Here is a 20,748-nt window from a genome sequence, read left to right as displayed (position 1 = left end):
CAGTCATGAGCAAGCCCACCATCGTCCTGGTCCACGGCGCGTTCGCCGACTCGTCGAGCTGGACCGGGGTCGTCGCGAAGCTGCAGGAGCAGGGTTATCCGGTCTTGGCGGTGGCGAACCCGCTGCGCGGCGTCGAGTCCGACGCGGCCTACGTGAAGGACGTCGTCGGCAGCGTCGACGGCCCGGTGGTCCTGGCCGGCCACTCCTACGGCGGCGCCCTGATCACCCGCGCGGCCACCGACGCGCCGAACGTCCGGGCCCTGGTGTACATCGCCGCGTTCCAGCCGGACGCGGGCGAGAGCGTGTTCGAGCTGTCCGGCCGCTACCCGGGCGCGAAGCTCGGCCCGGAGACCACGAACGTCCTGGTGCACGACGGCGCGCCCGAGCTGTCGATCAAGCCGGAGGACTTCGCCGAGGTCTTCGCCGCCGACGTCCCCGCGGCCACCGCGGCGATCCTGGCGGTGACCCAGCGGCCGGTCGCCCAGCAGGCCCTCGCGGCGCCGTTCGAGGGCACCCCGGCGTGGTCGAAGCTGCCGTCGTGGACGCTGATCGCCAACCAGGACAACGCGATCCCGGCCGCGGCACAGGAGTTCATGGCCGAGCGCGCGTCGTCGACGGTCCGCCGGATCGACGCCTCGCACGCGGTCGCGGTGTCCCAGCCCGAGGTCGTCGCCGAGGTCATCCTGGCCGCGGCGGCGCACGTCGAGTGAGTCACCGGCAGAGCGTCCTCGCCTCGTCGAGGCGGGACAGCTTCTCCGGGTTGCGCACGGCGTAGATCCCCGTCACGAAGCCGTCGTCGACGCGGGCCGCCAGGACCGTGTCGGCTCGGCCGTCGCGACGGAGGATCAGCGCCGGGTAGCCGTTGACCTGGGCCGCTTCGAGTGTTCCCGCGGCGAGGTTGCCGAGGCCGGCGGCGAGCAGACGCGCCACGTCCTCGGCCCCGCTGACGGGCGACAGCACCGCCTGCACGATCCCGCCGCCGTCGCCGAGGAACACGACGTCGGGGGCGAGGACATCGAGCAGGTCCCGCAGGTCGCCCGTCTCGGTGGCGCGCCGGAACGCCTCCATGGCGTCCCGGGTCGCCGCCGGCGAGACCGCTCCGCGCGGCCGGCGCGCGGCGACTCCGGCGCGGGCCCGGTGCGCGATCTGCCGCACCGCGGCCGGGCTCTTGCCGACGGCCTCGGCGATCGCGTCGTAGCCCAGATCGAACACCTCGCGCAGGACGAACACCGCCCGCTCGGCCGGCCCGAGCGTCTCCAGCACCAGCAGCATCGCCATCGACACGCTGTCGGCCAGCTCGACGTCCTCGGCGACGTCGGGCGTGGTCAGCAGCGGCTCGGGCAGCCACGGCCCGACGTAGGACTCCTTGCGCCTGCCGAGCGCCCGCAGCCGCATCAGCGCCTGGCGGGTGGTGATCCGGACCAGGTACGCCCGCCGGTCCCGCACCACGGCGAGGTCCACGTCCACCCAGCGCAGCCACGTCTCCTGCAGGACGTCTTCGGCGTCGGCGGCCGAGCCGAGCAGCTGGTAGGCGACGGTGAACAGCAGGTTGCGGTGGGCGACGAAGGCGTCGGTGGCGGGATCGGCCATGGGTGGCTCCTCTGGTCGGGTGCGGTTCCCATCGGATGCCGGCCGCCGCCGCGGTGTGACAGTGATCGTCGTCACCGCCCCAGCGTGTCACGAAGCGCGGGGCCGCCGGCATCTCCTGGTCGTTCGCAACACACCGACGAGTGAGGACGACGCCATGGAATCCCGCTTCACCTTGACCGACAACGAAATCGGCGCCAAGTTCGCCAAGCGGTTCGGCACCGCGAGCCTGGCGATCATCCAGTCCCCGCTGGAGAAGGTCACGCAGGAGCTGGTGTCGCTGCGCGTCAGCCAGATCAACGGCTGCGGCTGGTGCGTCGACATCCACACGAGGGAACTCGCGGCCGCCGGCGAGTCCGTGGTGCGGATCAACCTGGTCGCGGCCTGGCGCGAGGCGACGGTGTTCACCGAGGCCGAGCAGGCCGCGCTCGCACTGGCCGAGGAGGGCACCCGGATCGCCGACGCCGCCCCCGGCGTCTCCGACGACACCTGGGCCCGGGTCCGCAAGCACTACGACGACGACCGGGTCGCCGCGCTGATCGCCCTGGTCGCGCAGATGAACTCGGCCAACCGGCTCGCGGTGATCGTCCACCAGAAGGGCGGCGCCTACGAGCCGGGCATGTTCGGCTGACCCCGGCCGTGCTTCGCTGGGGGACATGACGAAGGCGGAGCGGTGGCGTCGGTACTGGGACCGCAAGTCCACGACCTACGACGCGGAGATGGGCGTCTGGGACCGCCGGCTCTTCGGCGACTCGCGGGAGTGGGCCTGCGGCCAGGCCGTCGGCGAGGTCCTGGAGGTCGCGGTCGGCACCGGGCTGAACCTCCCGTGCTACCCGGCGGAGGTGACGCTCACCGGTCTTGACCTCAGCGAGGGGATGCTCGCCATCGCCCGCGACCGGGCCGGCCGGCTCGGCCGCGCGGTGACCTTCCGCCAGGGCAGCGCCCACGCCCTGCCGTTCGCCGACGCCTCCTTCGACACCGTGCTCTGCACGTTCGGCCTCTGCGCCATCCCCGACCCCGCGGCCGCGGTCGGCGAGATGGCCCGGGTGCTGCGCCCCGGCGGGCGGCTGATCCTGGTCGACCACGTGACGTCGTCGTCGCGGCTCGTGCGGGGCCTGCAGTGGCTGCTCGAGCTCGCCAGCGTTCCGCTGGCCGGCGAGCACTTCCGGCGGCGGCCGCTGAAGCTCGTCGAGGCACTCGGGCTGCCGGTGCAGCGGCGGGAGCGGTTCAAGCTGGGATTGGTGGAACGGCTGGTCGCCGGCAAGATCAGCTGATCAGCACGCTTTCGTCCAGCCGGGTCAGCAGCGAAGCGACGTCGTTGTAGACCGCCACCGCGCCGGCGTCGGTCAGCTCCGCCGCGCCGATGCCGCCGGAGAGCACCGAGACCGTGCGCACGCCCGCCTTGGTGGCGGCGTGGACGTCCCAGACCGCGTCGCCGACGAAGATCGTCTCCTCCGGCGCGGACCCGGCCTTCTCCAGCGCGGCGACCACCGGCTCCGGATCGGGCTTGGTCGCTTCGACGTCCGCGCCGGAGACGATGCCGGCGACCACGTCGTCGACGTCGAGGACCTTGCGCAGCGCCTCGAGCTCGTCCGGCCCCGCCGACGTCGCCAGCACCACGCGCACCCCGCGCCCGGCCAGCTCCCGGACGAGCTCGGGGGCGCGGTCGAACGGCCGCAGCAGGCCGGCGGTCTCCAGGTAGAAGCGGCTGTGCAGCTCTTTGGCCCGGTCGCCGATGCGGCCGGCGTCTTCTTCGCCCAGCAGGGTGCTCAGCAGCTTGCCGGACCCCTTGCCGATCGCGCGGTGCACGCGCCAGGAGTCGACGTCCCGGTCGAGCTCGTGGAACGCCCGGCGCCAGGCGTGGACGTGGAGGTAGTTGGAGTCGACGAGCGTGCCGTCGACGTCGAACAGGACCGCGGTGGCGATGGCAGGCTCCTTGGGGTCGGTGCGGTTTCCCCGTGCTCCGCGCGGGTACCGGGAGGGGTGCTCCGAATACCCCGTCCCGGAAGGACGTACACATGACCGGCCTCGTCTCGGTGGGCTTCCGCGGGCTGGCGGCGCTGCGGCGGGCCCCGGCCTTCCACCCCGCGGGCGTGGTGCTGCGCGGCGAACTGCGGGCGATCGCGGACGACCTGCCGTGGCCGGCCGGGCCGGCTCCCGTCGTCGCCCGGCTGTCCAAGGGCGCCGGCACGCCCGGCCGGTTGCCGGACGCGCTCGGGCTGGCGGTGCGCATCCCCGGCGCGGGCCGCGGCGGCGGACCGTGGGACATCCTGCTGACGACGGCGGGCAGCGGGCACCTCGGGCGGATGCTGCCCCGGCCGGCGGCCGCGTGGACCCGGGGCGCCTACAGCAGTCTCGCGCCGTACCGCCGGGCCGACCGGCTCGTCTGGCTGGGGGCGTGGGCGGAGGCGGCGTCGCCGCGGATCGAAGCGTCCCTCGAAGCGGCCCGCGCGGCGGGGAAGTGGGAGTTCGTGCTCCGGACCGGCCGCGAAGACGGGCGCTGGTGCGACAGCGCCGTGCTGACGTTGACCGAGGCCGGCGGGGCCGCGCCGGCGTTCGACCCGATGCTGAACCGGCCCGCCGGGCTGGAGGCCGCCCCGGACTGGCTGGGGCGGCTGCGGGAGCGCGCCTACGCGGGGAGCCGGGCCGGGCGGCCGTCCTGACCTGTTTCGCCACCGGTGCCGCCGGGTATGCCCGGGTTTCGCCCGATCGGAGGAAGCGATGAGCACTCCCGAAATCGACCCGGTGACCGCCGAGAGCATGGCGGCCGACGCCGACATCGGCGGCGAGCACACCGAGCCCACGGTCCGCGACCAGGAGCCCCGCGCGGACGACAGCGACGAAGAGGCGCCCGACCGCGGCGGCATGCCCTCGGCGTGACGTCAGGCGCGGGCACGCGGGTACGTCCGGCGCTCGCCGATCCGGCCGTCCTTCGTGTGGATGAAGTGGGCCGTGCCGCGCTTGATCGCCAGCTTGCGGCCCGCCGCGACGGCCTCGGACTTCGTCTCCGCGCTGCCGGACGCCCGCGTGTTGCCGACGACCTTGTTCTTCCAGACCGAGCCGTCGTGGAAGGTTTCGATGTCGCCCTCGGCCGGCTCGAGCGTGGGCTCGCTCCCGGGTTCCGCCTCCTGGCTTCCGGTTTCCGCCGTCCCGAAGAGCGCCGGGTCGGGCTTCGGCGCGGTGCCCGGGCCGCCCAGTGGTTCCGGGTCCATCAGGTATTCGACCCCGGCGCCGGTGGTCCAGGCGGCGCCCTTGGCGCCGTCCGGGCCGTCGGAAAGGTGCCAGATCGTCTTGTTGTGCGTCTGGTCTTCTTCGTCGAGCAGGGGCGTTCGGGGCGATGTCGCCTTCGAGCAGGCGGGCGACCATCGTGGCGAGCATTTCGACGTGGCCGATTTCTTCCGTCGCGGTGTCCATGATCAGGTCTTTGTACTTGCCTTCGATGCGGCAGTTCCAGCCTTGAAACAGGTACTGCATCGTCACGGTCATTTCGCCGTAGGCGCCGCCGATGAGTTCCTGGAGCTTGCGGGCGTACACGGGGTCGGGCCGTTCGGGCTTGGCTTCGAACTGCAGCAGCTTCGTGTGACGGAACACGTCGTCTCCCTTCCGAGCCGGGGGAGTTCCCCCGATCGGCCGCGTCAATCGGGGAAACGTCGCGTTTGACGGGTTCCGGACGGGCTATCCGATCGGGTGATCGTCGTGGAGGAGGTGGTCACCGGTGCTCGCCCGGCACAACTCGGTGTGGCTGGTTCCCCGGCGCGGCGCCCCGGCCAAGGCGTCGGTCGTCGGCGTGCTGGACCGGGCGACCTATCCGCAGCTGCGCGACGGGTTGCTCGAGTTCGCGGTCGACTCGGAGGACGGCGTGCTGATCGACGTCGAGCGCCTCGAACTGCGCGACCGGACGCTGATCAGGGTGTTCGACCTGGTCGCCCTGCGCGTCGGTGACTGGCCGGCCCTGCCGTTCGCCCTGGTGACCGGCCGCCCGGAACAGCGGGCGGCCCTCGCGTCGAGCGGCGTCCCGGTGTACCCGGACGCGGCCGCGGCCGAAGCGGCACTGCGCTGCCCGGCCCGGCGGCGGGCGGGCCGGCTGCTCGACCGTTCGCCGCGGACGTCGGCGCGGGCTCGCGGGTTCGTCCGCGGGGTCTGCGCGGAGTGGATGGTGCCGGAGCTGACCGGGGACGCGGAGCTGATCGCGACCGAACTGGTGGAAAACACGCTGCGCCACACGGAATCCGCGCCCAGCCTGCGGCTGGAGCTGCGCCGCGGGACGCTGTCGGTGGAGGTCTCGGACGAAAGCCGGCGGCCGGCGGTGCTGCGCGAGGGCCTCGACCTCGCCGCGACGGGGATGGGCCTGCGGATGGTCACCAAGGTCGCGAAGCGGTGGGGGAGCAGCCGGTCCCGCGCCGGCGGCAAGACGGTGTGGGCCCTGCTGGCCCGTTAGTGCCGCCGGAAGCCGGACCCGGGCGGGCCGCCCCGGTGGAGCGTCCCGCCCGGGAACCGATCAGGAACCCGGGCCGGAGTAGATCTCGGCGGCCGGTGGCTCGGAGACCGTCGTCGGCTTGTTCCAGTCGCTGAACTCCATCGCGCCGTTCTTCGGGTCCGACATGCGCAGCAGGTAGTGCGGCTCGGTCGCGGCCACCGTGGCCGTGCCTTCCGAGCTCGTGAAGCTCAGTGCCGGCGCGCCGGCGACGGTCGTCTGCTCGCCCGGCTTGAACGTCGTCTTCTCCAGCTCGCCCAGCGTGCCCCCGGTGAACGTCTTGTAGTCGAGGAACATCTTGAACGCCTCGCCGATGCCCTGGCCGATCTTGGCCGTCGACGACACCCACTTGCCGGTGAGCTGCTTGGCCGCGGCGGCGGGGGCGCCGGACTGCTTCACCAGCGACTCGGTGAACTTGAAGTAGTACTTCTCGCCGACCCGCAGCACCGGGATCTCGAGGCCGTCCTTCACCACCGTGCCGCTCGCGCTGTCCGGGTTGAGCTGCAGGTCCAGGTTGACCGCGCTGCCCTCCTGGGCCATCGTGCCCTTGACGTGCACGGCCGAGGCCTGTTTGGCGGCGGCGGAGATCGCCGGGCCCACCTTGGCGGCGTCGAGGGCGGGCGCCGCCGGGGCGCCGGCCGTCGCGGAGGTCGTCGTGCCGGCCGCGGGCGGGGCGGGGGTGTCCGTGGTGCCGGCGCAGCCGGCGAGGGCGAGGGAACCGGCCGTGAGGAGCGCGGCCAGGCGGAGGCGAGGCATGGGTAGTCCGTTCGTGAAGGCCGGGGCGTCCCCGGACACGAACGGGCTATCGCCTGATCCGGTGGTCCGTTACAGCCGTCGTGACGCAGGTCATCGCGCCGGGCGGCGGGGCCGGAAGTCGCGTTCGGTTTCGACCTCGCCTTCCGCCGTGTGGACGAAGTGCCCGACCCGGCGCTTCCGCGCGATCTGCCGGCCCGCCAGCACGGCGTCGATGCGGCGGAGGGAGGTGTTGGACGCCCGGTGGCCGCCTTCGACGCGGTTCTTCCACAGTCCGTCTTCGTAGTAGGTGTGCACGTCACCCTCCGCCACGACGTCGCCTCCGATCACGGGACCCGAAGAGAGGCGGATGCCCGGGGACGTAGCGGACAAACGTGCTGCGGCGGTCAGGCCAGCCGGAGTACTTCGATGGCGTTGTCCTTCAGGATCAGCGGCCGCACCTCGTCCTTGAGCTCCAGTTCGGCGAAGTCGGCGAGCCAGCGGTCCGGGGTGATCACCGGGAAGTCGGACCCGAACAGGACTTTCCGCTTCAGCAGCGTGTTGGCCGCGCGCACGAGCTGCGGCGGGAAGTACTTCGGCGACCAGCCCGACAGGTCGATGTACACGTTCGCCTTGTGCGTCGCGACCGAAATCGCTTCGTCCTGCCACGGCACCGACGGGTGCGCCAGGATCACCGTCAGGTCCGGGAAGTCGGCGGCGACGTCGTCGAGCAGCATCGGGTTCGAGTAGCGCAGCTTGATGCCGTGCCCGCCCGGCAGGCCGGCGCCGATGCCGGTCTGCCCGGTGTGGAACAGGGCCGGCACGCCCAGCTCCGCGATCGCTTCGTAGAGCGGGTAGTACTGGACGTCGTTGGGCTCGAACGCCTGCAGGCTCGGGTGGAACTTGAACCCGCGCACCCCGTGCTCGCCCACCAGCTTCCGCGCACGCAGGACCGCGGCCTTGCCCGCGTGCGGGTCGACCGAGCCGAACGGGATGAGCACGTCCGCGTGCTCCGCGGCGGCGTCGGCGATCTCCTCGCTCGACAGCGCGGGGTGCCCCGTCGCGGCGGGCGCCTCGACCGTGAAGACGACCGCGGCCATGTTCCGGGCCCGGTAGTGCTCGGCGATCGCGGTCACCGTCGGCGTGCGGTCCTGGCCGGCGCGGAAGTACTTCGCGGACGCGTCCAGGAGTTCCTGGTCGAGGGCGAAACAGCCGTGGCCGTCCTGTTCGACGTGGGTGTGGACGTCGATGGCGGTCAGGGAGGAAAGATCCACGAAGAGCTCCAGGTCAGGGCAGGTCGGGCTGCGCGGCCTTGGCGGCCAGCAGGCGGTCGAGGACGGCGTCGCGGGCCGCGACGAGCCGGTCGTGGTCGGTGCCGGCCAGTTCGGCGTCGATGCCGGCGACCAGGGTCTCGGCGAGTTGCGGGGTCAGGTGGACGCGGCCCAGGTCGCGCCACCACTGTTCGGTGGGCGGCCCGAGGTGGCGCAGGACGTGCGCGAGCCCGCCCGCGCCGCCGGAGAGGTGCTGGTTGGCGAACGGGCCGAGCACCGCCCAGCGCAGGCCGGGCCCGTTGGCGATGGCGGCGTCGATGTCGGCGACCGTCGCGACGCCGCGTTCGACGAGCGAGTACGCCTCCTGCCACAGCGCGGCCTGCAGCCGGTTCGCGACGTGGCCGGGCACCTCCCGGGTCAGCCGGATCGGCCGCTTGCCGGCCGCGGCGTAGAACTCGACCGCGCGGTCGACGACCTCCGGCGTCGTTTCGGTGCCCGGGACGACCTCCACGAGCGGGATCACGTGCGGCGGGTTGAACGGGTGCCCGACGACCACGCGCTCGGGGTGCTTCGGGCAGCCCCGCGCGATGACGCTCGGCAGCAGCCCGGACGAACTGCTCGCCAGGATCACGTCCGGCCGCGCGGCCTCGTCGAGCACGCCGAACAGGCGGTGCTTGACGTCTTCGCGCTCGGGCCCGTTCTCCTGCACGAAGTCCGCCTCGGCCACCGCGGCACCGGTGTCGGTGGCGAAGCTCAGCCGATCCTGCGAAGCCCCTTCGGCGAGCCCCAGCCGGACCAGCGTGGGCCAGTGCGCGGAGACGTCGGCGCGCAGGCGGTCTTCGGCGCCGGGCGCCGGATCGGTGGCGACGACGTCGAAGCCGCGGGCGAGGAAGTGCGCGGCCCAGCCGGCCCCGATCACGCCGGTCCCGACGACCGCGACGGTGGTGATCCGGCCGGGCTGCGCGGCCCGGCCGGCGGGGGACGAGGTGATCCGGACGGTCATGCCGGCCCTCCGGCGAGCGCGACGAACGGGTCCAGTGCCGCGGGATCGGCCAGGACGTCCCGCGCGGCGACGTCGTCCGGGCGCGCGCCGCGGAGCAGCTTCTTCACCGGCAGCTCCAGTTTCTTCCCGGTGCGGTTGCGGGGGATCGACGGCACGGCGGTGATCGCGTCCGGCACGTGCCGCGGCGAGAGCGCGGTCCGCAACGCCGACGCGATCTTGCCGCGCAGCGAGTCGTCGAGTTCCGCGCCGGACCTCAGCGCCACGAACAACCAGAGGTCGCCGTTGCCGCCCGCGGGGTCTTCGAGATGCACGACGAGGGAGTCCTCGATCTCCGGGAGTTCTTCGACGACGGCGTAGAACTCGGCGGTGCCCAGCCGGACGCCGCCGCGGTTCAGGGTGGCGTCCGAGCGCCCGGCGATGACGCAGCTTCCCTCGGGCGAGAACCGGATCCAGTCGCCGTGCCGCCAGATCCCGGGGTAGGTCGAGAAGTACGTCTCGCGGTAGCGCTCACCCGACTCGTCGCCCCAGAACCCCACCGGCATCGACGGCATCGGCGCGGTGATCACCAGCTCGCCCAGCTCCCCGACGACTTCGGCGCCGTGCTCGTCGAACGCCTTCGCGTCGACGCCCAGGCAGGGACCGGAGATCTCGCCTGCCACGACGGGCTGCAGCGGGCTGCCCTGGACGATCCCGCTGCACACGTCGGTGCCGCCGCTGCCGACGTTGAGCAGCACACCCGGGAACTTCTCGTGCACCCACTGGAAACCCTCGGCGGGCAGCGGGCTGCCGGCCGCGCCGAGCTGCCGCAGCGCGGACAGGTCGTACTCGGCGGCCGGGTCGAGCCCCGCCTTCCGGCACGCCATCAGGAAGCCCGGGCTCGCGCCCATCAGGGTCGCCCGCGTTTCCCCGGCCAGGCGCCACTGCCAGGCCAGGTCGGGGTGCAGCGGGTTGCCGTCGACCAGCACGATCGACGCGCCGGTGAGCAACCCCGAGACCAGCGCGTTCCACATCATCCAGGCGGTGGTGGAGAACCACAGGATCCGGTCGCCCGGGCGCAGGTCCCAGCTCAGGCCGTGGTTCTTGAGGTGCTCCAGCAGGATCCCGCCGTGGCCGTGCACGATCGCCTTCGGCTTGCCGGTGGTGCCGGAGGAGAACAGCACGCACAGCGGGTGCGCGAAGCCGACCGGCTCGAACCCGGGGGCACTCTCGGTGAGCAGGTCGGCCCAGGCGAGCGTGCCGGGCAGGTCGTGATCGCCGTAGGGGACGTGCACGACGTGCTCGGCGGTGGGCAGGCCCGCGCGGATTTCGGCGACCTCGGCGCGGCGGTCGACGTCCTTGGCGCCGTAGCGGTAGCCGGACACGGTCAGCAGCACCCGCGGCTCGATCTGGCCGAACCGGTCGACGACCGACCGGGCGCCGAACTCGGGGGCGCAGGAGGCCCAGATCGCGCCCAGGCTGGCGACCGCGAGGTAGGCGACCACGGCTTCCGGGATGTTCGGCAGGTACGCGACGACGCGGTCGCCGCGCCCGACCCCGAGCCGGGCCAGTCCCGCGCGGGCGCGCGCGACCTGGTCCCGCAGCTGCGCCCAGGTCAGCTCGGTGCGCTCTCGCGTCTGGGAGTAGGCGATGACCGCGACCTCGTCGTCCGCGCCGTGGGCGAGGGCGTGTTCGGCGTAGTTGAGGGTCGCGCCGGGGAACCACTCGGTTCCCGGCATGGTCCGGTCGGGCACCACCGCGGTGGCGGGGGAGTGGAAGCGGACGCCGAAGAAGTCCTTGATGGAGGACCAGAAGCCGTCGAGGTCGGTCACCGACCACCGGTGCAGGGCGGCATACCCGTCGAACGACTGCCCGCGGGCTGCCAGCCACCGCAGGTACCGGCCGATTTCGGTGGTTTCGCGGACGTCGGGTGCGACCGGGCGCAGGATCATCGGCCGACCTTCCCGGCGCGCTTCTCGAGGAACGCCTGCATGCGCTCCTTCGCCTCGGCGCTGCCGCCGGCGATGGCCGCCATCAGCGCCTCCATCAGGTAGCCCTCGGCCGGGTTGGCCTCGGCGATGCGGGGCAGCGCCTGCAGCACGGCGAAGTTCGTGATCGGCGAGTTGTCCGCGATCTTGCGGGCAAGGCCGAGCGCGTGCTCCAGGCCGTTTTCCACGCGGTAGTGCGACAACCCGGCGGCGTGGCCCTCGTCCGCGTCGAGCACGCGGCCGGTGAGCATCATGTCGGCCATCCGGTGCGCGCCGATCAGCCGCGGCACCCGCACCGACGCCCCGCCGCCGACGAACAGCCCGCGCTGCCCCTCCGGCAGGGCGTAGAACGCCGAGGGTTCGGCGACGCGGATGTGCGCGGCGGCCGCCAGTTCCAGGCCGCCGCCGACCACCGCCCCCTTGAGCACGGCGACCACCGGGACCCGCCCGCGTTCGAGCCGCTCGAAGGCGCGGTGCCACATCATCGAGTGCTCCAGGCCCTCGAACGCGTCGCGTTCGGTGAGCTCGGACAGGTCCAGCCCGGCGGAGAAGTGGTCGCCGACGGCGTCGAGCACGACCGCTTTGATCCCCGGCGGCGGGGAGCCGAAGAACGTTTCCAGGCCGAGCACGGTCGTGTCGTCGAGGGCGTTGCGCTTCTCGGGACGGGCCAGCCACAGCACGGCGATGTCGTCCCGCAGCTCCAGGCGCAGCGAAGGGGGCAGGAGGGGGGTCGTCATGCGGTTCCGTTCGTGAAGGTTTCGGCGGCCAGGGCGCGCAGTTCGACGCGGCGGACCTTGCCGGTGGCGTTGCGGGGCAGGGCGTCGGTGAACAGCACGTGCTTCGGGATCTTGTAGCGCGCCAGGTGCTGTTCGAGGTGGGCGCGGAACCGCGGCTCGTCCAGCCGGGCCCCGGGCCGGAGCACGACGAAGGCCGCGCCGGCCTCGCCCCAGCGCTCGTCGGGCACCCCGACCACGGCGCAGGCGTCGACCTCGTCCAGGCGGACGGCGACCGCTTCGATCTCGGCCGGGTACACGTTTTCCCCGCCGGAGATGATCAGGTCCTTGACCCGGTCGACGACGTGGGCCCAGCCGTCGTCGTCGACGCGGACGACGTCACCGGTGCGGAACCAGCCGTCGTCGACGAAGCTCGCGGCCGACTCCTCGGGCCGGTTCCAGTACCCGTCGAAGACGTGCGGGCCGCGCACCAGCAGCTCGGCGGGAGTCCCGTCGAGCGGCCGCGGCGCGAGGTCGGGGCCGAGCGCCGCGACGTCGGTGAAGAAGTGCGGCACCCCCGCGGCGACCGGGTGGTCGAGCGTGCCTTCGTGGGTGGCCATCGAGACGCCCGGCGAGGCCTCGGTCATGCCGTAGCCCTGCAGGAGTTTCACGCCGCGGTCGAGCCACGCCTGCGCGACGCGTTCGGCCACCGGCGAGCCGCCGTAGAGCACGCAGGTCAGCGAGCTCAGGTCGGTGCGGTCCCAGTCCTCGTGCCGCCACATCATCTCCAGCATCGTCGGCACCGCCGAGAAGCTGGTGATCCCGGCTTCGCCGATCCGGGCGAGGATGGTGCCCGGATCGAACTTCGCCACCGGTTCCACGCTGCCACCCTTGAACAGCGTCGGCAGGGTGATCTGGCCCAGGCCGACGCAGTGGAACAGCGGCGCGATGCACAGCGCCTTGTCGGTGCCCAGGACGTCGAGGTGCGCCAGCTGGTTGACGGTGTTCCAGGTGAGGTTGCCGTGGGTGAGGATCGCGGCCTTCGGCCGTCCGGTGGTGCCGGAGGTGTAGAGAAGCAGGCACGGATCCGCCAACCCGACCTCGGTGTCCGGCGCCGGCCCGGCCTCGGCGATCTCCGCCTCGAAGTTCCCGTCGGTCGGCTGGGTCGCGAGGACGACGCCGTCCGGGAGCGCACCCGCCGCGGCCACGAGGCCGGCGGTGTCCGCGCTGTGCACGAGGGCCGACGCGCCGCTGTCGTCGAGCATGTACCGGATCTCGGTGGGGGAGAGCCGGTAGTTGAGCGGGACGAAGATCGCGCCGCAGCGGGCGGTGGCGAACAGCGTCTCGAACACGGTGATGTCGTTGACGCCCAGGTAGGCCACGCGGTCCCCCGGGCGCACGCCGAGCCGGGTCAGCGCGCCGGCGAGTCTTTCCACCCGGTCGGCGAGCCCGGCGTAGGTCAGGGACCGGTCGGGCTGCACCAGCGCGGTGCGGTCCGGGTTGATCCGCGCCCGCCGCGCGGGCCAGCTGCCCAAGCCGAAATCGGGCCGGTTCACGATTCCCTCCTTCACAGTGTCTTCCGGGGTCAAACCCCGGACCCCAGCCGGGGGGCAGGCCCCCCTGGACCCCCCGAGCGTAGGAGGAGCACCGGTTTGATCGTGGTGCCCGCGAGCATGTCGTCCACCGCCTGCTGAATCTGCCCGAACTCGTAGTGGGTGACCAGCCTTTCGAGCGGGAACCGGCCGGTGGCGACGAGCTCGGCCAGCGTCGGTACCAGCGCCTGGGTTTCCGCGTCACCCATGGTCAGGCCGACGACGTGCCGTCCGGGGAGCAGGAAGTTGACGTCCACCGGCACCGTCGTGCCGAACGCGGGAGCGCCGACGACGACCGCGGTCCCGCGCGCGGCCAGTGCGCCGATCGCCGTGCCCAGGACCCCGGCGTTGCCGGTGGTCTCGACGACGCCGTCCACGCCGCGGCCGCCGGTCAGCTTGCCGACCGCTTCGGCGAGGTCCTCGACGCTGGTGTCGATCGTGTCGGTGGCACCGAGTTCGCGGGCGAGCTCGAGCCGGGCCGGTACGCGGTCGACGGCGATGATCCGGGTCGACGGCGTCAGGTGGGCGGCCATGACCGCCGACAGGCCGACCGCGCCCGCGCCGGTGACCAGCTGCGTGGCGCCCGGGCGCGGGGCGAGGACGTTCCACACCGCGCCGGCGCCGGTCATGATGCCGCAGCCGAGCGGGGCCAGCAGGTCCAGCGGCGCGTCGGCGGCGACCTTGACGACGCTGCGCTCGTCGGCGACGGCGTGCCCGGCGAAGCTGGACTGGCCGAAGAAGTGCCCGCCGAGCGGGGTGCCGTCGCGGGAGATCGGGGTGGTGCCGTCCGGGCGCTGCCCGCCGAGCAGGTTGGCGGGCAGCCAGGTCTCGCAGTAGGCGGGGTGGCCGTCGCGGCAGTTCGCGCACCCGCCGCAGGAGGTGTAGCTGAGCAGGACCCGGTCGCCGGGCTGGACGCGGGTGACCGCGGCGCCGGTCTCCTCGACGATCCCGGCGCCTTCGTGGCCGAGTACGCCGGGCAGCGGGAAGGGCAGGGCGCCGGCGGCGACGCCGAGGTCGGTGTGGCACACGCCGGTGGCGACGATCCGGACCCGGACCTCGTCCGGGCGGAGGGCGTCGAGGGCCACTTCGCCGAGGGTGAACCCGGCGCCGGCGGACTCCACGACGGCCGCGGTGGTGGTGGTCATGGGGCTGCTCCTTGAGGAGGTGGTCACCTTGTCGTGAGTGGTAATTAGGGTTCTAACCCGAATTACCACTCACGAGCGTCAGGCGAGGGAGATGACGACGGACTTCGTGCGCGTGTAGGCGTCGAGGGATTCGGGGCCGTATTCGCGGCCGAAGCCGGAGTCCTTGACGCCGCCGAACGGGATCGCGGGGTCGAGCATCGCCCAGTCGTTGACCCAGACGATCCCGGCCTGCAGCCGCGCGGCGACCCGGTGCGCGCGGGCGAGGTTCGTCGTCTGCAGCCCGGCCGCCAGGCCGTAGGGCGTGCTGTTGGCCAGCGCGACCGCTTCGTCTTCGGACGTGAAGCGCTGCACGGTCAGCACCGGACCGAAGATCTCCTCGCGGATCACGCGGGAGTCGTCCGGCAGGTCCGCGATCACCGTCGGCTGGAAGAAGAACCCGCCCCCGAGGTCCGGCCGCCCGCCGCCGGTGACGATCCGGCCGCCGTCGGCGCGGGCCTGCTCGACGTACTGCTCCACCTTCGCCCGGTGCCGTTCGCCCGCCATCGGGCCGACCACGGTCGCGGGGTCGAACGGGTCGCCGACCGGCACGTGCGGCACGGCTTCGGCGAGGGCGCCCAGGATCGTGTCGTACAGCGCGTCGGCGACGAGCAGCCGGGGCCCGCCCATGCAGAACTGGCCGGTGTTGAAGACGAACGCCTTGATCACCGCGGCGATCGCCTGCTCGACGTCGGCGTCCTCGAACACGATGTGCGCGGCGTTGCCGCCCAGCTCCAGGGTGACCGGCTTCAGGTGTTCCCCGGCCACGCTCGCCGCGTGCCTGCCGACCGCGGTGGACCCGGTGAACGCGACCTTGTCGACCCCGGGGTGGCGCAGCAGGGCGTCCCCGATCTCCGAGCCGAAGCCGGTGACCACGTTGAGCGCGCCGTCGGGCACGCCGGCCTCGGCGAGCAGCTCGGCCATCAGCAGCGCGCTGAGGGAGGTGTCCTCGGCGGGCTTGTGCACCACGGTGTTGCCGGCGGCCAGCGCGGGCGCGATCTTCGAGGTGGACAGGATCAGCGGGAAGTTGAACGGGGTGATCGCGGCGACCACGCCGAGCGGTTCGCGGCGCGTGTAGGCGTGCGAAGGGATCGGGATCTGGCGCGTCGCGCCGTCCACGCCCTGCGCCAGGGCCGAGTAGTACTCGTACTGCTCCGCGACGGTCTCGACGTCGACCGCCCGGCACAGCGAGATCGGCTTGCCGACGTCGGCGCTCTCGAGGGCGGCGATCTCGTCCGCGCGCTTCCGCACGAGGTCCGCGACCCGGTGCAGCACCCGGGCGCGCTCCCGGCCCGGGGTCGCGGCCCAGCCCTGGAACGCCTCCCGGGCCGCGGCCACCGCGGCGGTCACGTCGGCGGCCGACGCGCGGGCGAGGGTGGTGAGGGTCTTGCCGGTGGCCGGATCGACGGCGTCGAAGCGGGCTTCGGCCTCCGACCAGCGGCCGCCGATGAACAGCCGACCCGGTGCGACGTCCGGGCGGGGCCGGGTGCCCGGCCGCTCCTCCACTGCGGTCATCGTCCGACTCCTCACTGAGTGGCGGGTATATCAGGAACCCTGAGATTGGCCCTCAGGATGCGGCGCGGAGGCCGTCCCTGTCAAGGGCCGGGTTCCGGAGCGGCGGCGACGGGATTTCCGGCGCAATTTTTTGACCGTCCGTTAACCGAATCCGGTGTGGACGGACGACTTTTTCAGCGGCGGACCGGCTGTTTCACCCGAGGCGGCCGAGGTGCGTAACGGCCGGGCGGGGAACGCCGACTCCAGCGTGCCCCGGAAAGGGCCGTGTCCATTCCGTCCGGCCCGCGGGGGTGTCGGAAAAGAGGTCAGCCGTGCACCCGAAGAACTGCCGGCGGTTCGCCCGCCGATCCCTGCCGCCCGGCTTCGCGGTGGCCGCCCTGCTGGCCGGCGCCGGTGTCGCCGTCGCCACCACCTTCGCCGCCGGGGTGCCGGTCGCGGTGCCCGACCACCCGCTGGGCGGCGGCGCGGCGTGCGCCGCGCTCGTGGCCCAGCAGCAGGCGCGCGGCAGCGTCAACTATCCCGCGTCCGAGGTCGAGCCGTACGTCGCCGCCGACCCGGCCGACCCGCGCCACCTCGTCGGATCGGCGCAGCAGGACCGCTGGAACGACGGCGGATCCAACGGCCTGACCAACGTGGTGTCCCGCGACGGCGGGGCGACCTGGACGCCGGCCGCCGCGCAACCGCGGTTCAGCATCTGCGCCGGCGCGACGCCCGGCTCGCCCGGGTACTTCCAGCGCGCCACCGACCCGTGGGTCAGCTTCTCCGCCGACGGCCGGGTCGTGTACTCGATCGCGGACTCCTTCAACGCCGACGGCCCGGCGTTCGGCGGGGCGAGCGCCATCCTGATCAGCCGCTCCCTCGACGGCGGCGACCACTGGGGAACCCCGGTCGTCGCGCGGCTGGACACCTCGACGCAGGTGCTCAACGACAAGGAGACGGTGACCGGGGACCCGCTGCTTCCCGACCGCGCCTACGCGGTGTGGGACCAGCTGGTCTCGCCGCAGAGCCACGCGAACCCGAGCGCGTTCACGCACTCGATCACCTACCGCGGCCCGACCTACTTCTCCCGCACCACCGACAAGGGCGCGACCTGGAGCACCGGCCGGATCGTCTTCGACCCCGGGCAGAACGACCAGACGATCGGCAACCAGATCGTCGTGCCGACGACCGGGCCGGGGCGCGGCGTGCTGATCAACGGCTTCGACCTGATCACCAACAAGGGCGGCGCCTGCCCGTACACCCACGGCGGGCAGCACTGCCGCGGCTCGTCGACGTCGACCGCGGCCGTCATCCGGTCCACCGACGGCGGGACGACGTGGTCCGGCGCGATCGGCATCGACACCCAGCAGGTGGCTTCGGTGGCGATCGCCGGCCACCCGGTCCGCTCCAGCGACGAACTGCCCGAGTTCGCCGTCAACCCGGTCAACGGCTTCGTGTACGCGGTCTGGCAGGACGCCCGGTTCAGCCCCACGGGCGCGTCGAAGATCGCCTTCGCCCAGTCCACCGACGGCGGGCTGACGTGGGGTGCCACGATCCGCGTCGACCAGTCGCCGGGGGACACGCCCGCCTTCGTGCCGCAGATCCGCGCGACCGCCGACGGCACCGTCGGCCTGAGCTACTACGGCCTCCAGAACGCGACGCCGGCGCAGCCCGGGCTCACCGACGCCTACCTCGCCCACTGCCACGCCGCCACGAGCGACTGCGGCAACCCGGCGAACTGGGCGGTGAACGGGCAGACGAGGCTGACCACGACGTCGTTCGACTACACGACCGCACCGGACGCCGGCGGCTACTTCCTCGGCGACTACTCCGGGCTCGCCGCCACCGGTTCGACGCTGACCGCGTACTTCGGCGTGGCCCGGCCGGTGGCCGTCAGCGGGGCGTCGGACATCTTCGCCAACCACGCGGGGTGAATCGCGTGCCGGGAACGGATCACCGTTCCCGGCACACGTTCACCCGGAAGGGTGGTTTGAGTGGCGCGCGTGCGGGTCGCGTGCGGGGGCAGGCGGTTCGGCCGTTGGCGGGGTTGCGCCGTTCGGATCAAGGACTACGCTGCGAAGTGCGGTTCAGCAGCACCCGTCCCCCGACTTGCCAGCGACCGAGCGGGTCGGTCGTGAACGACCCGCTCGTCACGTCATCTGCGAATGAGGCGTGGAAATGTTAGTCGTCCAGCCCCCAGCGACGGCCATCCCCGTAGCGCCGCCGAAGCGCGAACAGTTCGACATCCAGGTGATCCGCCCGTACTTCGGCGCGGTCATGGTCCGCATCCGCGGTGCGCTCGACGCGGACAGCGCCCCCCAGGTGCGGTCGGCGCTGAGCACCTGGGCCCACCGCCGGTTCCCGGTGCTGGTGCTGGACCTGTCCGAGGTCGACTTCCTCGACGGAGCCGGGCTCGCGGCCCTGGGCGGCATCCAGGCCCGCGTCGCCCGCGAGAACGCGACGCTGCGCGTCGTCACGGGCGACAACCGCGTGGTGCGCCGGGCGTTGTCGGCGAGCGGGCTCGACCACGCCCTCAACGTGAGCCGGCTGCCGTCCGGCTGGGAGCGCGCAACGGAGATCCACAGCCAGAGCTGAGCCTCGGCCGGCGGTCTTGGCGGGCAAGCTGGCGGCGGTCTTGGCGGGCAAGTCGGCGGCGGTCCCGCCGGGCAAGTCGGCGGTCCTGCCGGGAAAGCCTGCGGACTCACCGCGGCCACCGCACGCGGCTGGTTCGGCGTCACCGGCCGCCCGGCCTTCGAAGGAGCGGCCTGCCCTCGGCGGTGGCGGCCGCGTTAGGCGCGAGCGGGTTCCCGCAGCCCGTCGATCGTCTCCGTCAGCGCGTCGTCGGTCGGGGTCGGCTCGATGCCGAACGCCGCCGTCGCGGCCGACGAGTCGAGGACGAACGGCCGGCGCAGCTGGTACTGCATCTCCACCGTCTCCCGGGCGATCGGGTCGAAGAGGCCGCCGAGGCGCAGGGTGAAGCGGGACATCGCGGTGAGGCGGGCCGCCGGCGCGCCCGCCAGTTCCGCGGCGCGCTCGGCGAGCCGGCGGACGGACACCGCCGGTGCGGTCGGCACGTGCCACGGCCGGCCCCAGGCCCGCTCGTCGGCCGCGACCGCGACCAGGGTGCGGGCCACGTCGCCGACGTGGGTCCAGCTGTGCGGCGCGTCCAGGTCGGCCGGTATCGAGGCCCGCTTGCCGGCGAGCACCTTCGGCAGCACCAGGGCGGTGAACAACGAGAGCGCGCCCGCGCCGAGGTAGTCGGACCCGCGCACGTCGGCCGTGCGGATCCGGCCGGCTTCGTGCGCGGCCAGCGCGTCCGCCCACAGCGCGGCCCGCACCGCGCCCTTCACCGAGTTGGGCCGCATCGGCAGCTCCTCGGTGATCGGGCCGTCCACGGCACCGTAGGCGTACAGGTTGCCGGTCGTGACGAGCACCGCGCCGCTCGCCTCGGCCGCCCGCAGGAGCGCCGCGCCGAGCGGCGGCCAGCCGGTGCTCCAGCGGTGGTACGCGGGGCCGCCGCAGCTGTAGAGCGCGACCGCGCCCTCGGCGTGCCGCGCGAGGGCGGCGGAGTCGGTGGCATCTGCGGCGATGCGCTCGACGCCCTCGACCTCCGGGCCGCTGCCGCTGCGGGTGAGCAGGCGGACTTCCTCGCCGCGAGAAGCGAGCAAGCGGGCAGTGGCCGAGCCGACCGGGCCGGCTCCGACGACGACGTGCAAGGACATGGCGTCCACCTTTTCCACCCAGGAGAGAACAGTGTTCTCTGATAAGAACACCGTACTGACGTGCGGGCGGAGCCGTCAAGAACACTGTTCTCGGCAAGTCCCGGTGTTCTCGCCGCGTGCGACACTGGCGGTATGTCCGCCTCGTCGCTGCGCGCCCGGGTCCGCTCGGAAATGCACCAGGAGATCAAGGAAACGGCCCGTCGCCGCCTCGCCGCGGAAGGGGCGAACCTGTCGCTGCGGGCCGTGGCCAGGGACATGGACATCGTCCCGTCCGCGCTGTACCGGTACTTCCCGAGCCGCGACGCCCTGCTGACCGAGTTGATCATCGACGCCTACGAGGGCCTGGGCACGGCGGCCGAGGACGCCGAAGCCGCGCTCCCGCGCGCCGACCTGCGCGGGCGCTGGCTGGCGGTGTGCCACGCGGTGCGGTCCTGGGCGCTCGCGCACCCGGCCGAATACGGTCTCCTGTACGGGAGTCCGGTGCCCGGTTACGCGGCCCCGCCGGAAACCGTGGCTCCGGCGTCGAAGGTGGTCCTGCTGCTCGCCGCCATCGTCGGCGACCTGCCGGAGAAGACGAGCCCGCCCGGCGGGCCGCTGCCCGGGCCGGTGCGCACCGACCTGCGGCGCCTGATCGACGAGCAGGCCACCGACCTGCCGGAGGAGCGGCTGGACCGGGCGCTGCTCGCCTGGACGCACCTGTACGGCCAGGTCAACTTCGAGGTCTTCCACCGGCTCGACGACATGATCCAGGCGCGCACCGAGTACTTCGAGCACCACCTGAACCTGATGGCCGACATCGCCGGCCTGCCCTGACCTCTTGCGGGGGTCCGGGTGGCGGAGCCCCCGGCCCGGGGCGCAGCCCCGGATGTCACTGACCTCGTGTGGGGGTCCGGGTGGCGGGGCCCCCGGCTCGGGGCGTGGCCCCGGATGTCACTGACCTCGTGTGGGGGTCCGGGTGGCGGGGCCCCCGGCTCGGGGCGTGGCCCCGGATGTCACTGACCTCGTGTGGGGGTCC

The 20,748-nt window shown here is 73.1% G+C and carries 22 protein-coding genes and 1 pseudogene; 9 read left to right on the top strand and 14 right to left on the bottom strand.

The annotated features are described in order from the left end of the window. Positions 1-5: 5 nt before the first annotated feature. Positions 6-710 (top strand): alpha/beta fold hydrolase, encoded by a 705-nt coding sequence (locus ACWED2_RS44240; protein ID WP_449696501.1) that lies wholly within the window; start codon positions 6-8, stop codon positions 708-710. A 1-nt stretch (position 711) separates the two neighbouring features. Here ACWED2_RS44240 and ACWED2_RS44235 read toward each other — a convergent pair whose 3' ends face one another. Continuing rightward, on the bottom strand, positions 712-1,590 hold the full coding sequence (locus tag ACWED2_RS44235; RefSeq protein ID WP_449696500.1) for an RNA polymerase sigma-70 factor: 879 nt from the start codon (positions 1,588-1,590) through the stop codon (positions 712-714). A gap of 154 nt (positions 1,591-1,744) precedes the next feature. Here ACWED2_RS44235 and ACWED2_RS44230 point away from each other — a divergent pair, with 154 nt between their 5' ends. Continuing rightward, positions 1,745-2,218: a carboxymuconolactone decarboxylase family protein gene (locus tag ACWED2_RS44230; protein ID WP_449696499.1), complete on the top strand. Its 474-nt coding sequence runs from the start codon at positions 1,745-1,747 to the stop codon at positions 2,216-2,218. A 25-nt stretch (positions 2,219-2,243) separates the two neighbouring features. After that, entirely contained in the window at positions 2,244-2,861 is a 618-nt protein-coding gene (locus ACWED2_RS44225; RefSeq protein WP_449696498.1) for a class I SAM-dependent methyltransferase, read from the top strand. On the opposite strand, the gene ACWED2_RS44220 is transcribed toward ACWED2_RS44225, so the two are convergent. Next, positions 2,854-3,498 (bottom strand): HAD family hydrolase, encoded by a 645-nt coding sequence (locus tag ACWED2_RS44220; protein WP_449696517.1) that lies wholly within the window; start codon positions 3,496-3,498, stop codon positions 2,854-2,856. The genes ACWED2_RS44225 and ACWED2_RS44220 overlap by 8 nt on opposite strands. Before the next feature lie 107 nt (positions 3,499-3,605). Between ACWED2_RS44220 and ACWED2_RS44215 the strand changes: the two genes are divergently transcribed. Next, entirely contained in the window at positions 3,606-4,250 is a 645-nt protein-coding gene (locus ACWED2_RS44215; protein ID WP_449696497.1) for a hypothetical protein, read from the top strand. Positions 4,251-4,308: 58 nt separating this feature from the next. After that, entirely contained in the window at positions 4,309-4,467 is a 159-nt protein-coding gene (locus ACWED2_RS44210; protein ID WP_449696496.1) for a hypothetical protein, read from the top strand. A gap of 2 nt (positions 4,468-4,469) precedes the next feature. On the opposite strand, the gene ACWED2_RS44205 is transcribed toward ACWED2_RS44210, so the two are convergent. After that, the gene (locus tag ACWED2_RS44205) at positions 4,470-4,667 is read right to left on the bottom strand and encodes a DUF2188 domain-containing protein (RefSeq protein ID WP_449696516.1); all 198 of its coding nucleotides are present in this window, start codon (positions 4,665-4,667) and stop codon (positions 4,470-4,472) included. A gap of 66 nt (positions 4,668-4,733) precedes the next feature. After that, positions 4,734-5,178, bottom strand: a pseudogene (locus ACWED2_RS44200) (manganese catalase family protein); the annotation flags it as partial. Positions 5,179-5,302: 124 nt separating this feature from the next. On the opposite strand from ACWED2_RS44200, the gene ACWED2_RS44195 reads away from it, so the two are divergent. Next, positions 5,303-6,025, top strand: coding sequence for an ATP-binding protein (locus tag ACWED2_RS44195; protein WP_449696495.1), 723 nt, complete (start codon positions 5,303-5,305; stop codon positions 6,023-6,025). A 60-nt stretch (positions 6,026-6,085) separates the two neighbouring features. On the opposite strand, the gene ACWED2_RS44190 is transcribed toward ACWED2_RS44195, so the two are convergent. From ACWED2_RS44190 to ACWED2_RS44150, 9 genes are all read right to left on the bottom strand, one after another. Then, complete coding sequence (locus tag ACWED2_RS44190; protein WP_449696494.1) at positions 6,086-6,817, bottom strand: hypothetical protein; 732 nt, start codon at positions 6,815-6,817, stop codon at positions 6,086-6,088. Positions 6,818-6,907: 90 nt separating this feature from the next. After that, positions 6,908-7,126, bottom strand: a complete 219-nt coding sequence (locus ACWED2_RS44185; protein WP_449696515.1) for a DUF2188 domain-containing protein — start codon at positions 7,124-7,126, stop codon at positions 6,908-6,910. Positions 7,127-7,200: 74 nt separating this feature from the next. Then, positions 7,201-8,067, bottom strand: a complete 867-nt coding sequence (gene couO / locus ACWED2_RS44180) for a 4-hydroxyphenyl-beta-ketoacyl-CoA hydrolase (RefSeq protein WP_449696493.1) — start codon at positions 8,065-8,067, stop codon at positions 7,201-7,203. A 13-nt stretch (positions 8,068-8,080) separates the two neighbouring features. After that, on the bottom strand, positions 8,081-9,067 hold the full coding sequence (locus tag ACWED2_RS44175; protein ID WP_449696492.1) for a 3-hydroxyacyl-CoA dehydrogenase NAD-binding domain-containing protein: 987 nt from the start codon (positions 9,065-9,067) through the stop codon (positions 8,081-8,083). Continuing rightward, the gene (locus ACWED2_RS44170) at positions 9,064-10,995 is read right to left on the bottom strand and encodes an acetoacetate--CoA ligase (protein WP_449696491.1); all 1,932 of its coding nucleotides are present in this window, start codon (positions 10,993-10,995) and stop codon (positions 9,064-9,066) included. Before ACWED2_RS44170 ends, ACWED2_RS44175 begins: the two co-directional genes overlap by 4 nt. After that, complete coding sequence (locus ACWED2_RS44165; RefSeq protein ID WP_449696490.1) at positions 10,992-11,768, bottom strand: crotonase/enoyl-CoA hydratase family protein; 777 nt, start codon at positions 11,766-11,768, stop codon at positions 10,992-10,994. Before ACWED2_RS44165 ends, ACWED2_RS44170 begins: the two co-directional genes overlap by 4 nt. Then, a complete protein-coding gene (locus tag ACWED2_RS44160; RefSeq protein ID WP_449696489.1) occupies positions 11,765-13,300 on the bottom strand; it encodes an acyl-CoA synthetase in 1,536 nt (511 codons plus the stop codon). Before ACWED2_RS44160 ends, ACWED2_RS44165 begins: the two co-directional genes overlap by 4 nt. 29 nt (positions 13,301-13,329) lie before the next feature. Further along, positions 13,330-14,481, bottom strand: coding sequence for an NAD(P)-dependent alcohol dehydrogenase (locus ACWED2_RS44155; RefSeq protein ID WP_449696488.1), 1,152 nt, complete (start codon positions 14,479-14,481; stop codon positions 13,330-13,332). Between the two features lie 78 nt (positions 14,482-14,559). Continuing rightward, positions 14,560-16,032 carry an aldehyde dehydrogenase family protein gene (locus tag ACWED2_RS44150; RefSeq protein ID WP_449696487.1) on the bottom strand — a complete coding sequence of 491 codons (1,473 nt, stop codon included), beginning with the start codon at positions 16,030-16,032 and terminating at the stop codon, positions 14,560-14,562. Between the two features lie 311 nt (positions 16,033-16,343). Between ACWED2_RS44150 and ACWED2_RS44145 the strand changes: the two genes are divergently transcribed. Together ACWED2_RS44145 and ACWED2_RS44140 are read left to right on the top strand one after the other, a co-directional pair. Then, positions 16,344-17,945, top strand: coding sequence for a sialidase family protein (locus ACWED2_RS44145; protein ID WP_449696486.1), 1,602 nt, complete (start codon positions 16,344-16,346; stop codon positions 17,943-17,945). Between the two features lie 244 nt (positions 17,946-18,189). Beyond that, a complete protein-coding gene (locus ACWED2_RS44140; RefSeq protein WP_449696485.1) occupies positions 18,190-18,606 on the top strand; it encodes an STAS domain-containing protein in 417 nt (138 codons plus the stop codon). A gap of 194 nt (positions 18,607-18,800) precedes the next feature. Here the strand turns inward: ACWED2_RS44140 and ACWED2_RS44135 are convergent, their stop codons facing one another. After that, on the bottom strand, positions 18,801-19,733 hold the full coding sequence (locus tag ACWED2_RS44135) for an NAD-dependent epimerase/dehydratase family protein (RefSeq protein ID WP_449696484.1): 933 nt from the start codon (positions 19,731-19,733) through the stop codon (positions 18,801-18,803). Positions 19,734-19,865: 132 nt separating this feature from the next. Here ACWED2_RS44135 and ACWED2_RS44130 point away from each other — a divergent pair, with 132 nt between their 5' ends. Then, positions 19,866-20,546, top strand: coding sequence for a TetR/AcrR family transcriptional regulator (locus ACWED2_RS44130; protein ID WP_449696483.1), 681 nt, complete (start codon positions 19,866-19,868; stop codon positions 20,544-20,546). Positions 20,547-20,748: the final 202 nt, after the last annotated feature.

It is taken from the genome of Amycolatopsis sp. NPDC005003 (genome assembly GCF_053600695.1).
Note: the sequence above shows the minus strand (reverse complement) of the source record. Positions and strands in the feature narration are given on the sequence as shown.

Excerpts from the sequence above, each read along its gene's own strand:
- ACWED2_RS44135 (WP_449696484.1), bottom strand. The coding sequence starts at position 19,733 with ATGTCCTTGCACGTCGTCGTCGGAGCCGGCCCGGTCGGCTCGGCCACT.
- ACWED2_RS44130 (WP_449696483.1), top strand. The coding sequence starts at position 19,866 with ATGTCCGCCTCGTCGCTGCGCGCCCGGGTCCGCTCGGAAATGCACCAG.
- ACWED2_RS44230 (WP_449696499.1), top strand. The coding sequence starts at position 1,745 with ATGGAATCCCGCTTCACCTTGACCGACAACGAAATCGGCGCCAAGTTC.
- ACWED2_RS44165 (WP_449696490.1), bottom strand. The coding sequence starts at position 11,768 with ATGACGACCCCCCTCCTGCCCCCTTCGCTGCGCCTGGAGCTGCGGGAC.
- ACWED2_RS44155 (WP_449696488.1), bottom strand. The coding sequence starts at position 14,481 with ATGACCACCACCACCGCGGCCGTCGTGGAGTCCGCCGGCGCCGGGTTC.
- ACWED2_RS44175 (WP_449696492.1), bottom strand. The coding sequence starts at position 9,067 with ATGACCGTCCGGATCACCTCGTCCCCCGCCGGCCGGGCCGCGCAGCCC.
- ACWED2_RS44150 (WP_449696487.1), bottom strand. The coding sequence starts at position 16,032 with ATGACCGCAGTGGAGGAGCGGCCGGGCACCCGGCCCCGCCCGGACGTC.
- ACWED2_RS44190 (WP_449696494.1), bottom strand. The coding sequence starts at position 6,817 with ATGCCTCGCCTCCGCCTGGCCGCGCTCCTCACGGCCGGTTCCCTCGCC.
- ACWED2_RS44225 (WP_449696498.1), top strand. The coding sequence starts at position 2,244 with ATGACGAAGGCGGAGCGGTGGCGTCGGTACTGGGACCGCAAGTCCACG.
- ACWED2_RS44240 (WP_449696501.1), top strand. The coding sequence starts at position 6 with ATGAGCAAGCCCACCATCGTCCTGGTCCACGGCGCGTTCGCCGACTCG.
- ACWED2_RS44210 (WP_449696496.1), top strand. The coding sequence starts at position 4,309 with ATGAGCACTCCCGAAATCGACCCGGTGACCGCCGAGAGCATGGCGGCC.
- ACWED2_RS44215 (WP_449696497.1), top strand. The coding sequence starts at position 3,606 with ATGACCGGCCTCGTCTCGGTGGGCTTCCGCGGGCTGGCGGCGCTGCGG.
- ACWED2_RS44235 (WP_449696500.1), bottom strand. The coding sequence starts at position 1,590 with ATGGCCGATCCCGCCACCGACGCCTTCGTCGCCCACCGCAACCTGCTG.
- ACWED2_RS44140 (WP_449696485.1), top strand. The coding sequence starts at position 18,190 with ATGTTAGTCGTCCAGCCCCCAGCGACGGCCATCCCCGTAGCGCCGCCG.
- ACWED2_RS44170 (WP_449696491.1), bottom strand. The coding sequence starts at position 10,995 with ATGATCCTGCGCCCGGTCGCACCCGACGTCCGCGAAACCACCGAAATC.